Raw genomic sequence first — 13131 nt, 5'->3', positions numbered from 1 at the left:
TTTTTTTCTTTAGTGATTTATCCTGATATCCCTGTGAAAATCATGTATAATCTGAAGGTTTGTTTAAATATTGCCAACTATAGCCGGAGATGGACATGAAAGTTGTTGAAGTAAAGCACCCTCTAGTAAAACATAAAATTGGTCTAATGAGAGAAGGTGACATCAGCACAAAACGTTTTCGTGAGTTAGCGACTGAGGTCGGTAGCCTACTTACTTACGAAGCAACGTCAGACTTTGAAACAGAAAAAGTGACCATTGATGGTTGGAACGGTCCGGTAGAAGTAGACCAGATTAAAGGTAAAAAAGTAACCGTAGTGCCAATCCTACGTGCAGGTCTAGGCATGATGGATGGAGTTCTTGAGCACATGCCAAGCGCACGTATCAGTGTTGTGGGTATTTACCGTGATGAAGAAACGCTTGAGCCAGTTCCTTACTTCAACAAGCTTGCTTCAAACATCGAGGAGCGTATTGCGCTTGTTGTTGACCCAATGCTTGCAACAGGTGGTTCTATGATTGCTACGATCGATCTCCTAAAAGAGAAAGGTTGTAACCAAATCAAAGTGCTGGTACTTGTTGCTGCACCAGAAGGTATTGAAGCGCTAGAAAAAGCACACCCAGATGTTGAGCTATACACTGCGGCAATCGATGAGAAGCTTAATGACAAAGGCTACATCGTTCCGGGTCTAGGCGATGCTGGTGATAAGATCTTCGGTACTAAGTAATTCTTTGATGTATTACTATGACTGAACAGAAAAAGGCTTGGTGAAAACCAAGCCTTTTTTGTATCTACTGTGCCGTCCTAAATAAGGTTGACACTTTCCACCCCCAAAATTGGAGAGTGTTATGAAATCAAAAACTAAAAGAACTCAGCGCGATTACTCCCTCGCTTTTAAACTCACTGTAGTTGATGAGGTTGAAAAAGGAAGCCTCACTTACAAACAAGCCCAAGAGAAGTATGGCATCCAAGGTTGCTCTACGGTTTTGGTTTGGCTTCGTAAGCATGGTCGACTAGATTGGTCTAAAGGGACACCTAACTTTATGTCCAAAGGAGACTCTATGACCGAGTTCAATTCACCTCCTACACCAGAGCAACGTATTAAAGAGCTTGAAAAGCAGCTCGAAGATGCTCAACTCAAAGCCGACTTCTTTGAAGCTGTCGTGAACGTTATGGAACGTGACTATGGTGTTAGAGTGACAAAAAAGCACAAAGAAGCGTTGTCCAAGAGAAAACCATAGTAGGTTTGAGCGTTACGAAGTTTTGTCAGTTAGTACAAATCTCTCGCCAAGCTTATTATAAGCAATGCCAAACTCAATCTCGTTGTGAACATCATGAGCATACTGTCATTGGCTTTGTCCGTGAAGTCAGGCTGAAGCAGCCACGCATTGGCACGCGTAAACTGAAGTTCTTAGCAGCAACAAAGGGCATTCAAATAGGTCGCGATAAGCTCTTTGAACTTCTCAGAAAGCATCGGCTGTTAGTGAGAGCAAGACGAGCCTATCACCGAACGACTGACAGCCGTCATCGATTTTTCTGTCACCCAAACAAAGTGAAAGATGGGCTGACACCAACGAAGCCAGAACAACTGTGGGTTGCTGATATTACTTACTTGCCAACTCAAAATGGAGAGAGTTATCTCAGCTTGGTTACAGACGCTTATTCAAGGAAGATTGTTGGTTTTTATGTGGATGACAACATGAAAACTCAATCAGTTAAGCGGGCATTTATCTCAGCTCTCAGGCAACGGCAGAGTGAAGAAAAGCTAATACACCACTCAGATAGAGGCTCACAATACTGTTCGAAGGAATATCAAGATATCCATAAGAAACATAGAGTGACTTGCTCAATGACAGACGGGTATGACTGTTATCAGAATGCTTTAGCTGAGCGTGTAAATGGGATACTCAAAATGGAGCTCTTGCTGAAGAAACCGAAAGATCTGAAAGAAGCAAGGACGATGGTAGCAGAGTCCGTAGATATCTATAATCAAATGAGGCCTCATACGGCTTTAAAATACAAAACGCCCGATGAAGTACATCGAGCGTTTTAGTTAAAAAGTGTCAACCCATATCAGGACGGGTCATACAAGAGGAGAAGAGTAAGACACGCCACCTAATAAAGCGGCGCAAACGAACTATTTCGCGCTTTCTTCTTCCATTTGTGCGTTATCCACAACGTGGTTTTCACCTAAATCGTTTGGTAGCACAAGGTTAAGAATAATTGCCACGATACCGCATAGGCTCACACCCTGTAGACTGAACTCACCAATACCGAAAGCCATACCACCAATGCCAAACACAAGTGTTACGGCAACAATCACTAGGTTACGAGACTTATGTAAATCAACGTTATTCTTGATCAGTGTGTTGAGGCCTACCGTTGCGATGGAGCCGAACAGCAGAATCATGATGCCGCCCATGACAGGAACTGGAATCGTTTGAAGAACCGCACCTAGCTTACCTACCAATGCAAGTACGATTGCGGTGATTGCTGCCCAAGTCATGATCACAGGGTTAAATGCTTTGGTTAGCATTACCGCTCCTGTTACTTCACTGTAAGTGGTGTTTGGTGGAGCACCCACCATCGAAGCTGCGATAGTTGCCACCCCGTCACCTGCGATTGTGCGGTGAAGGCCTGGTTTTTTCAGGTAGTTTTTTCCTGTAACGTTTGAGATAGCAAGCATGTCACCTACGTGCTCAACCGCAGGTGCGATAGCGACAGGAATCATGAACAAAATTGCGTTGATATTGAACTCTGGCGCGGTGAAGTTTGGCATGGCTAGCCAAGCCGCTTGCTCTACGGGAGTGAAATCAACCACACCGTAGAATAGAGAAACAGAGTAACCAGCAAGAATACCACCAACAATAGGAACGAGCTTCAAAAAGCCTTTTGCAAAAACGCTGAGTACAATGGTTGTGAGCAGTGAGACCGCCGAGATAATGATCGCAGCATCACCATTAACTAGCTGTGCAGCTCCATCACCAGTTTTACCTACCGCCATGTTCACTGCCGTTGGGGCAAGGCCAAGGCCGATAACCATGATCACAGGGCCAACGACAACGGGCGGGAGAATTTTATGGATAAATCCAACACCACGCACTTTGATCATCGCCCCTAGAGCCACATAAACTAAGCCCGCTGCCATCAAGCCGCCCATCGTTGCACCGATACCCCAAGTTTGGATACCGAACATAATAGGAGCAATAAACGCAAAAGAAGAGGCAAGGAAGATGGGAACAGAACGTTTAGTCATTAACTGGAAGAGGAGAGTACCGACACCGGCACCAAAGAGGGCTACGTTTGGATCAAGGCCAGTTAGGAGCGGCACAAGCACCAAAGCACCAAAAGCGACAAAGAGCATTTGAGCGCCTTGTAACGCGTTTTTCATAATAATTCCCTATTTTCAAGATACGCAGACAAATCCGGCGAATACTATCATCCTGCAATCGTTTGCAATGTTGCATAGATCAAACTTTCGATTGAATTTTTCCCATAAATAGCACTTTTGAGAGTTGCTTGCTTGCAAATTGTCCTCTTTTACGTGTCTTGCGTGAAGATGAAAAATGGACAGCCTAACTTGTTGAGATAGCTTAATAAGCAATGAGTTTATTATAAAAAATAGCACTGAAGCGCTGGTTGAGGCCCGAGTTAACAAAGCTGGTCATAATACAGACAATTTACTCAGTACTTACCTTGCTCAAGATTTGATAGTTGCTTATTATTCGGGTTCTTGTTCAGAGGATTATAAAAACTATGCGCTATTTAGCTCTCTTACTGATAGGTTGGTTGTCCCTACCAGTATATGCATTAACTCAGGTGGATATCTATCGTGCCGAAGTGGTTATCGACAGTGAGCAGAACGACGGTGAGTCTTTGGCTCGTCAACAAGGTATGCAGGATGTGATTGTTCGAGCGACCGGTTCTCAATCCTCTTTAAGCAATCCAGTGATTAAAAAGGCACTTAGCTCAAGTGCGCGTTACATTTCTCAACTGAGCTATGGGCAGGTTGATGGAAAAGCGAGCTTAAAAATGTTGTTTAACAACGACCAAATCAGCTCTCTTTTAACACAAGCACAATTGCCATCTTGGTCGCCAAATCGTGCCAATATTTTAGTTTGGATGGTTGAAGAACAGGGTTACGATCGTAACATTGCGTGGGAGCATTCTGAATCTTCAAATGTTGCAGCACTTCGTAGCGCAGCGAAACTAAGAGGCCTACCAATCACTATCCCGGTTGGGGATTTTGATGATGTAACCGGTGTTAATGTCTCTGATCTTTGGGGCGGCTTTATTGAGCCAATTGGTCAAGCTAGCCAGCGCTACCCAGCTGACGCCGTTTTGGTTGTACGAGCTCAAGGTGAACAAATTCGTTGGACACTCTACGACCAGTCGCCAACGAGAATTGTAGAGGCGCAACGTTCTCCGCGTAGCGGGTCTGCATCAGGTGCTAATGCTATTGCAGAAATGGTGGATGGCATCGCAGACTACTATGCAAGTAAGAGTGCAGTTGTGGTTTCAGGAAAGTCTTCAAAAGCGCTAGCAGTGAAAGTCCTTAATGTAACCTCTGCCACGGACTTCTTCCGTTTAGAGAATGCGCTAAAACAACTTAATTCGGTTGCGGGTACAGAGATTAAGCGTGTTCAAGGGGACGAGTTAACGCTCAACATCCACCTTTTGGCATCACAACAAGCTTTTGAGAAAGAAGCTTCTTCTATTTCTCAATTAATGGTTTTTGAAGATCCTTTAGGTGAAGTTGATGCCCCAGCTTCAACTCAAGAAGAAGAGCCATTGGTTCAGAGTAATGAAGCAAAAGACGCCGCGACGCCAAAAGAAGCGCAGCCTGAAGTACCAGTAAATGTTGTGGCAGAAGCAAGTGACGAAACACAACCAACTCAGCCGATGATTGTGGAGCCTGTCCGAGAACAGTATGACTTGATCTACGAGTGGCGCTCGGCATCGTAATCTCCTTGGTAGCGTTCCAGGCGTGAAACGCAAGGATCAAACACCAATGTGGTAAGCATAAAAAAGAGTCGCAATAGCGACTCTTTTTGTTTTCTAAATTCGTATTCGAACCAATGATCAGTGATTGACTGCGATTGGCGTTATTTATTGAATTTCGCTTTTTCTTCTTTTTCTACTTGAGAGAGGCGTTTCAACTTAAGACCTAGCTCTTTGCCTCTCGCTCTAGCAAACAAAATATTACCAGCGAAACCGAGTGAAGTCAGTATCAGTTCCACTGCCGCAAGCCAGCGTTCACCCCCATCCACATAAAGGATGGTCAGCGCATGCAAGAAATACAGCATAAGAACAAAGTTAGCCCAAGCATGAGTGTAAGGCTTACCAGCTAAAATACCAGGCAACGGAAGTAGTAGCGGAATACACCAAGCAATAGCAAGTGTTGTGCTGCTGAGGTGAGGGTGAGGGGATAACGCAAGCTGCCAAATAGCGACCCAGGCTAATAAGGCTAAGTTGCCAAATAAAGCCAGGTAACGATAGGTTTTAGCCTGTGTACCGAGTGGTGTTTGGTCTAAAGAGTCAGACATCGATTAACTATCCTTGATTTTACTAACAGACTTTTAGTTTTAACGCTGCAGTTGCCAGCCTTTTGCCTAATTGTTGTGCCAGGCGAATCTCTTCACTGCTCAGGGTCGCCTCATGGCCTACACTGCTGGCGCCATACGGAGTGCCTCCGGACTGCGTAGTGTGTAACTCTGGCTCGGAATAAGGAATGCCCAAAACCATCATCCCGTGATGCAATAAAGGGGTCATCATGCTTTGTAACGTTGTTTCTTGACCACCATGCATCGAGGACGAAGAGGTAAAGACACAAGCAGGCTTATCGATTAAGTCACCACTGACCCATAAAGATGTAGTCTGATCCCAGAAGTGCTTTAAAGGCGCAGCCATGTTGCCAAACCAGACGGGACTGCCAAACGCTAGACCGTCGCACGTTTTCAGTTCCTCTAGAGTAACAATTGGATCAGAAGGGGAGTGTGAGTGAGGTGACAATTCTTCAACTGTACGCAAAATTGCTTGGCATTGAGGAGTCGATTCGACTCCTCTTGCTATTTGTCTTGCCAGTTGTTTTGTCGAGCCATGACGGCTGAAATACAAAATAAGGATCTGGCAATCCATTTATAAAATATCCAACACTTGCTCTGGTGGGCGACCAATTTTTGCTTTGCCGTTGGCAACGACTACCGGACGCTCAAACAACTTTGGATTTTTCGCCATTGCTTCGAATAATTGCTCATCGCTGACGGAGTCTTCGCCTAAGCCAAGCTCTTTATATTCAGTTTCTTTAGTGCGCATCATTTCACGTACAGATGAAAAGCCAAGCTGGGCGTACAGCGCTTTTAGTTCATCCACGTTAAGTGGTGTGTCTAGGTATTTGACGACTTCCGGTGTAACACCATTTTGCTCAAGCAGTTCAAGTGTTTGACGGCTCTTTGAGCAACGAGGGTTGTGATAAATCACGACTGACATGGTTTTCTCCATTTCGTTATTGTAATGCCATGAATCGATCTCTTTGGATCATGAGTTGGTCGATACGGGCATCGTATCGCGCTTGCTCTAAGCTGCCCAACTTGGCCATTTTACTTGCTTCACTATAATATTGAATCGCTTTATTCCAATTTGCTCGCAATGCCAAAATTTCCGCTCGAGCAGCCAATTCTTCATCGCTACGCCCTAGCGCGTGGTAGCTCTTCGATATTAGGTGCCAGCCATTTGTATCTTCAGGATAGTCATGAGTGTATCTTTGAAGAACTCGCGTGGCTTGATCGTTTTTATTGTCCTCAAGTAGCGCATTGGCGTAGTTAATGGTTAATACTTTATTTTGAGGGTTACGAGATAACGCTTTACGGAGCATCTCGGTCGCTTTTTCTGGCTGCTTCTTCTCGATATATAAATCCGTCATAGCGTCCAAGTAAAACGGGTTACTTGGGTCTTGTTCCAGTAACTTTTTCAAAATTGGTTCCGCTTGAGATAGGCGTTTATTGTCTAAATGCACGAGTGCTCGACCATAATCAAAAGCAGGTGTAATGTCCGCAGAGGCTTTCTTTTGAGTTCGCTCAAACCAGCTCAGGGCGGCTTGTCCATCAATGCCAGCGTAACAAGCCACAATGCGCGCGCGAGCTAGATGATAGTCTATTGAAGGCACAACACGCATTGGAGGATAGGTTCTTGCTCGCGCACGGCTATCGGTAATTCGATCTTCAGGCAGAGGGTGAGTCAGGAGCATTGGTGGCGGTTTACTCGCATAACGATACTCATCAGCAAGACGGCCAAAAAACCTTGGCATTGCTTGAACATCAAAACCGGCTTTTGCTAGTGTCGAAATACCAAAGCGATCCGCTTCTTTTTCGTTTGCACGAGTGTAGTTGATTTGACTTTGCATGTTGCCCGCGGTTGCTGCTGTAATTGCAGCCATCCCCGCTTCGGGTGAGGCAATTGAAAGCAGTAGTGCCCCCGCAAGTGCGGCTAATGTGGCCGGAGAGCGGCGTGCTTGTTCTTCCATACTCCGAGCAAGATGACGTTGTGTGACGTGCGCTATCTCGTGAGCGACAACAGAGGCCAGCTCACTTTCTGAACGAGCATGAAGAAACAACCCAGAATGCAGCGCTACATAGCCACCAAAAAATGCGAACGCGTTGATATTACGGTCGCGAATCATAAAGAAGTGGAACGGCGTTTTTACATCATTCGCATTGGCCACTAATTTGTGCCCAAGAGAGTCAATATATTCATTGATGACAGGGTCATTAACGATAGGTTTACTGGCTCTGAGCATACGCATATAGGCGTCGCCATAAATCAACTCTTGGTCTATTGAAAGCGTGCCACCAGCAGCTGTGCCAATGTCTGGCAAGTCAATGCTATTGGCATAAGTTGTCGGCGAACTGATGGCAGCAGCAAGACATAAGCAAACTAGCGAGCGAGTGCGTTTTAACATACGTTTAAAAGGTTCTCCAAAATACATAAGCATGTGGTTACAGGTCGAGAGCCTATTAACAGCGCCACATACGTTTTGGTTATCCGTGAGGATATAAGCTAACAGTAAGACCGGAAATAAATGAATTGGTTTCGTAAATTATTTTACATCCGAGCTATTTCAGCATGTGGTTAAATCATGTCAGAAGTGCTAGCACCAGCTCAAAAAGCCGTTACAATACAACCCTATCATAAGTGCAGAGCAATACAATGGAATCCATGTTACTTGATTTGCGTGAGCAACGTTGTCCTATGGCACTGTTACTTGCAAAGCGTCATGCTGCTGAGGTCTTTCAAGGAGAAGCAAAGCAGTATCATCAACTTGTCATTCAAGTAGTGGACAACAGCTCTAAACGAGACATTGTGAACTATCTTAGTGCCCAAGGGTACTCGGTTGATTGCCAATCTACATCAGAGCACTACACATTGACTGTCTTCAATAAGGAATCCGCATAAGATGTTTGAAATGGTTAGTCGTTGGTATAAACGACGTTTCTCTGACCCTCACGCAGTAAGTCTCGTCGCGATCTTGCTGTTTGGCTTTATCACCATTTACTTCTTTGGACACTTGATTGCGCCATTACTTGTCGCGATCGTTTTGGCTTATCTACTTGAATGGCCAGTTGTCAAAATGTGTCGTATGGGCGTGCCGCGCACTTTGTCGGTTATTATCGTGATCTTGGTCTTTGTCGGGTTAATGTTAATTGCGTTGTTTGGCTTGGTTCCGACGATTTGGACTCAGGTCGGTAATCTAATTAACGATATTCCGAACATGTACAACGGGCTACAAAAGTTTATTGTCACATTGCCAGAGCGCCATCCTGAACTAGCCAATTTAGAAATAGTAGAAACCGTGGTGACGAACGCCAAAAACCAAGCACTGGGGCTGGGTGAAAGTGTCGTCAAAGGGTCGCTTGCTTCATTAGTTAGCATTGCAACGCTAGCGGTATATTTGATCTTAGTGCCACTCCTTATCTTCTTTTTGCTTAAAGACAAAGAAGAAATGCTGCGAATCGCAAGCGGTATTCTGCCGAAAAACCGTAAATTGGCGAATAAAGTTTGGCATGAAATGAACGAGCAGATATCAAATTACATTCGCGGTAAAGTGTTAGAGATTTTAATCGTGGGCGGTGTGAGCTACGTGACTTTTGCCCTTTTAGATCTTCGTTACTCGGCGTTGCTTGCCGTAGCCGTTGGTCTGTCGGTTTTGATTCCTTATATCGGTGCGGCGGCTGTTACTGTACCTGTTGCTATCGTTGGTTTGTTCCAATGGGGTTTAACGCCTCCGTTTTATTGGTTGTTGCTTGCTTACGGTATTATCCAGGCGCTGGATGGTAATGTGTTGGTTCCTGTTCTGTTTTCCGAGGCAGTAAACTTACACCCAGTTGCTATCATTGTGGCTGTATTAGTCTTTGGTGGGCTGTGGGGTTTTTGGGGGGTGTTCTTCGCCATTCCTTTAGCGACATTAGTCAAAGCCGTATGGCATGCATTACCAAGCACGGAAGAAAACGAACCTGTCGAACAAGAGTAGTTGTTACCAAAGGTACGATGGTTAAAAGAAAGCCCAGCAGTTTGCTGGGCTTTTTGTTTGTAGAAAAACAATAGCGTTTAAGCGTTTTCGTTTAAGTAGTTTAATACGACTTCGTGGTGATCTTTGGTTTTGAACTTGTTGAACACATGTTCGATCACGCCTTCTTCATTGATCAGAAAGCTAATGCGGTGAAGACCGTCGTATACTTTGCCCATGAATTTCTTTTCGCCCCAAACGCCGAACTGGTCAGCAACGGCATGGTCTTCATCAGAAAGCAGAGTGAAGTTTAAATCATCGCGCTCGATGAACTTGCCTAGGCGCTTTACAGGGTCGATGCTTACGCCGAGTACCACCACGTTATGTGCATCGAGTTCAGCTTTGATGTCACGAAGGCCTTTTGCTTGTGTAGTACAACCCGGCGTCATCGCCTTAGGGTAAAAGTAGAAAAGTACTTTCTTGCCTTTAAAGTCTTCAAGAGAAACGGTATTTCCGTCTTGGTCGAGCAAAGAGAAGGCTGGCGCTGGCGAGCCTGCTGTCAGCGTATTCATTTTGATTTCCTTTACTTTATAGTGTGTTTTTAATGAAATTCAGAGAACCTTGTACGTTGAGCGACTTACAAAGTTCATCGAAGTCTTCTTGTAACTGCATCAAATTAAAATCCGCGCTTACAGATGCAGTAATCGCAATGTGAAACTGGTCAGAATCGAGTTGAATTTTCGACTTGCTGATGGTTTGCGCGCTAAGAGAGTCTAAACCAATCTGCTGATCAGCGAAGAACTTAGTAAATTTTTCAGTTAACCCAGGGCGGTCTTCAGACTCAATAAACACTTCCATGGTGTAGCTGTTATCGAGCAGTTCGTGCGCCGCTGTGCGTTTCATGATCGTAATAAGGTCATGTTCTTGGCCAAGCAGGGGCAATTGCGTTTCAACTCGAGTCACGCTGCTGGCGTTCCCAGTCAGGAGCATGATCAGCGTAAATTCGCTGCCAAAGATAGCGATACGGCTATCGACTATGTTACAACCAGCTTGAGTAACGAGCTGTACGACTTGGTTACAAATGCCTGGACGGTCCGTTCCAACTGCTGTAAGTACCAGATGTTGCTTCATAAATGAGCTTCTTGTCCTTTCTTCAATAGAGAGATGTTAGCACAGATATTGCGAAGAAATATCGAGCCAGTTCTTTTTTAGTCCATAAAAAAGCAGTCGGAGCTTGAGGGGAGTGGTGGGAAATAAACAGTAAATGCAGGCTATAGGATAAACAAAACGTTTGCATGATGTGCTTGCCTATTGTCTGGCCGTTTTATTCACTTAGATCTGACTTGGCTAACAAGACCAGAGAGTATATTTTCCTTGCTTGTGCTCTTCAGTATTTTCCAAATCACTGATAGATTCTAAAGTCACTCGAAAGCCCAACACGATTATCAATATTGCCGTTAATCAAACCAAATAGAGCAATTAAGTTGCTAGACCTCTAACAACTGATAATTATTCATTCATTTGTACTTTGTAAGCGAGTTTACGCTCTTGTGTTTTTCAATCGCATTACAGTACCATGCAGAAAGAGTTAAATGAGGGAGATAAACATGTTTTCAGGAAGTATCGTAGCGCTGATTACGCCATTCAAAGCAGATGGCGAAGTAGACTTTGACGGTCTGCAAAAGCTAGTAGAGTACCACGTTGAAGCGGGTACAGACGGTATTGTGGCAGTAGGCACAACAGGTGAGTCAGCGACACTGACCATTGAAGAGCATGTAAAGGTCGTTAATAAAACTGTTGAGTTTGCCGACGGTCGCATCCCTGTGATTGCTGGCACGGGTGCAAATGCTACCCATGAGGCAGTAACATTTAGCAAATTACTGGCTGATTCTGGTATTGCTGGCTTCCTGAGTGTGACACCGTATTACAACAAACCAACTCAAGAGGGTTTGTTTTTACATTACAAGGCAATTGCCGAAGCGAGTGATGTGCCTCTAATTTTGTACAACGTACCAGGCCGTACTGCTGTTGATATGCAGCCAGAAACAGTGGCACGCTTGTCAAAGCTTGATAATATCGTAGCTCTAAAAGATGCAACGGGCGATTTGGAACGAATTGCAATTCATCGTGAACTTTGTGGCGAAGATTTTATCTTACTAAGTGGCGATGATGCGACAGGGCTGGATTTTGTGAAACTTGGCGGCAATGGTGTTATCTCGGTAACGAACAATATTGCAGCTAAAGACATGGCAGACATGTTCCATTTGGCAAGTGAAGGTAAGTACGAAGAAGCAGAAGCGATTAACCAACGCTTGATGACTCTACATAAAAACCTTTTCATCGAAGCAAGCCCTATCCCAGTAAAATGGGCAGCGCAAAAGCTTGGTTTGATTGAAGAAGGTGGTTTGCGTCTTCCTTTAACTACGCTTTCTGAAAAATCGCAGCCGATCGTCGAGCAGGCGCTAACAGACGCCCATATTTATTAAGATTGAGCTATTAAGATTGAGTTACTAGGATTGAAGTTCATACTGGGGGCCAAAGCGCCCTCGGTGTTTTAGGAGTATAGATGAAGCTTTCAAGCCAGTTAGTGTTAAGTTCATTAGCTGTATTCGTATTGACTGCCTGTTCAGGTGGTGCCAATCAACGTCGTCAAGCAAAAGATGACTTCGAGTATTTGAACTCCCCAAATTTGGGTGAGTGGAATGTCCCACAGGGTGCACAGCCTCAGTTTTACCCTAACTACGAGATCCCTCAGGGTAACTACGCTGGTGGTGTAGGTAAAGATGTCGACATTCGTCCACCTCAACAAGTCCTAGAGCTTATTCCCGGTGCACGTTTGGACCGCAGTAGTGATGGTGAAGTGACACTTTGGCTACTTCGTAAAGATGAACTAGATAAAGTTTGGCAAACGGTGCAAAACATGGTCGCGGCTAACGAGATTCCAGTTGAAAGCCAAACAGACTCTCGCATCGAGACAGGATGGGTGACTTGGGATTCGCCAGATGAAGAGCTAGAAATTGGCAGCCGATATGAAATCGTACGCGCTGAAGCAAATGGTCGACACGGCTTTAAGGTGAGCCTTATTGACTGGCGTGAAGGCAATCAAGTGAAAGAAGTAACGGCGACCAACCGTGAGCGCTACAATGTATTCATGACGAACTTGGTCACCGCTCGCTACGACCAAGAAGTGCGTGAAGAAGCACAGCGTAAAGCGCAAGAGTTGGTTAAACAGATCCCAATCACAATGGGTAAAGACCGCAGCGGACTTCCAGTGATTATCGCGCGTGCGCAATACAACATGCTTTGGCAACGTCTGCCTAATATTCTACCTAAGATGGGCTTTAAGATTGAAGAGCGTAGCCAGTCGCAGGGCACAATCACTGCGAAATATGCGTCTCCGGATGATGAATTCTGGAACGATATCGGCGTTAAACCAGTGGAGTTAGCCGCTGGTAAGTACACATTCTTACTTGGTGATTTAGGCAACCGTACGTCTATCAATATCACCGACTCCTCTGGCAAGCCAGTAGAAGAAGAGTTTTTGAAATCACTAGCGCCTGTATTGGCTGCAACAGTGAAGCAGTAAACAAAGCGAGCTTAACGCGGCGTGTTTACTTAATGATAGAAAAGGGAC

Annotated in this window: 14 protein-coding genes; 7 read left to right on the top strand and 7 right to left on the bottom strand. The window is 44.9% G+C overall.

All coding sequences use genetic code 11. The features are described from left to right. Nucleotides 1-95: 95 nt before the first annotated feature. Both upp and H9L11_RS02535 read left to right on the top strand, forming a co-directional pair. A complete protein-coding gene (gene upp / locus H9L11_RS02540) occupies nt 96-722 on the top strand; it encodes a uracil phosphoribosyltransferase (RefSeq protein WP_005380401.1) in 627 nt (208 codons plus the stop codon). Between the two features lie 121 nt (nt 723-843). Next, a protein-coding gene (locus H9L11_RS02535; RefSeq protein WP_205390976.1) for an IS3 family transposase occupies nt 844-2048 on the top strand; the annotation gives its coding sequence in 2 pieces (ribosomal slippage) (nt 844-1195 and nt 1195-2048; 1206 coding nt in all). 84 nt (nt 2049-2132) lie between these two features. Here H9L11_RS02535 and H9L11_RS02530 read toward each other — a convergent pair. Then, nucleotides 2133-3386: a uracil-xanthine permease family protein gene (locus H9L11_RS02530; protein WP_005389855.1), complete on the bottom strand. Its 1254-nt coding sequence runs from the start codon at nt 3384-3386 to the stop codon at nt 2133-2135. Nucleotides 3387-3751: 365 nt separating this feature from the next. On the opposite strand from H9L11_RS02530, the gene H9L11_RS02525 reads away from it, so the two are divergent. Continuing rightward, the gene (locus H9L11_RS02525) at nt 3752-4960 is read left to right on the top strand and encodes a DUF2066 domain-containing protein (protein WP_033907510.1); all 1209 of its coding nucleotides are present in this window, start codon (nt 3752-3754) and stop codon (nt 4958-4960) included. Nucleotides 4961-5100: 140 nt separating this feature from the next. On the opposite strand, the gene H9L11_RS02520 is transcribed toward H9L11_RS02525, so the two are convergent. The 4 genes from H9L11_RS02520 to H9L11_RS02505 are packed head-to-tail and all read right to left on the bottom strand — an operon-like array spanning nt 5101 to nt 7952. After that, on the bottom strand, nt 5101-5541 hold the full coding sequence (locus tag H9L11_RS02520) for a DUF2069 domain-containing protein (protein ID WP_005380407.1): 441 nt from the start codon (nt 5539-5541) through the stop codon (nt 5101-5103). 22 nt (nt 5542-5563) lie between these two features. Then, the gene (gene wrbA / locus H9L11_RS02515; protein WP_005380409.1) at nt 5564-6133 is read right to left on the bottom strand and encodes an NAD(P)H:quinone oxidoreductase; all 570 of its coding nucleotides are present in this window, start codon (nt 6131-6133) and stop codon (nt 5564-5566) included. Beyond that, nucleotides 6134-6484, bottom strand: a complete 351-nt coding sequence (gene arsC / locus H9L11_RS02510) for an arsenate reductase (glutaredoxin) (RefSeq protein ID WP_064368710.1) — start codon at nt 6482-6484, stop codon at nt 6134-6136. It abuts the gene before it with no gap. A 16-nt stretch (nt 6485-6500) separates the two neighbouring features. Next, nucleotides 6501-7952 (bottom strand): M48 family metallopeptidase, encoded by a 1452-nt coding sequence (locus tag H9L11_RS02505; protein WP_205390975.1) that lies wholly within the window; start codon nt 7950-7952, stop codon nt 6501-6503. Nucleotides 7953-8209: 257 nt separating this feature from the next. On the opposite strand from H9L11_RS02505, the gene H9L11_RS02500 reads away from it, so the two are divergent. Then, complete coding sequence (locus H9L11_RS02500; RefSeq protein ID WP_005380414.1) at nt 8210-8446, top strand: sulfurtransferase TusA family protein; 237 nt, start codon at nt 8210-8212, stop codon at nt 8444-8446. Nucleotide 8447: 1 nt separating this feature from the next. After that, the gene (locus tag H9L11_RS02495; RefSeq protein ID WP_005389843.1) at nt 8448-9521 is read left to right on the top strand and encodes an AI-2E family transporter; all 1074 of its coding nucleotides are present in this window, start codon (nt 8448-8450) and stop codon (nt 9519-9521) included. A 77-nt stretch (nt 9522-9598) separates the two neighbouring features. Here the strand turns inward: H9L11_RS02495 and bcp are convergent, their stop codons facing one another. Then, nucleotides 9599-10069 (bottom strand): thioredoxin-dependent thiol peroxidase, encoded by a 471-nt coding sequence (gene bcp, locus H9L11_RS02490; RefSeq protein ID WP_005380418.1) that lies wholly within the window; start codon nt 10067-10069, stop codon nt 9599-9601. Between the two features lie 16 nt (nt 10070-10085). Continuing rightward, entirely contained in the window at nt 10086-10628 is a 543-nt protein-coding gene (locus H9L11_RS02485) for a glycine cleavage system protein R (protein WP_005380420.1), read from the bottom strand. A 476-nt stretch (nt 10629-11104) separates the two neighbouring features. On the opposite strand from H9L11_RS02485, the gene dapA reads away from it, so the two are divergent. Continuing rightward, nucleotides 11105-11983: a 4-hydroxy-tetrahydrodipicolinate synthase gene (dapA, locus tag H9L11_RS02480; protein ID WP_005380422.1), complete on the top strand. Its 879-nt coding sequence runs from the start codon at nt 11105-11107 to the stop codon at nt 11981-11983. 80 nt (nt 11984-12063) lie between these two features. After that, nucleotides 12064-13083, top strand: a complete 1020-nt coding sequence (gene bamC / locus H9L11_RS02475) for an outer membrane protein assembly factor BamC (RefSeq protein ID WP_005380424.1) — start codon at nt 12064-12066, stop codon at nt 13081-13083. Nucleotides 13084-13131: the final 48 nt, after the last annotated feature.

Source organism: Vibrio sp. sp1 (genome assembly GCF_016920955.1).
Taxonomy (GTDB): Bacteria; Pseudomonadota; Gammaproteobacteria; order Enterobacterales; family Vibrionaceae; genus Vibrio; species Vibrio alginolyticus.
Note: the sequence above shows the minus strand (reverse complement) of the source record. Positions and strands in the feature narration are given on the sequence as shown.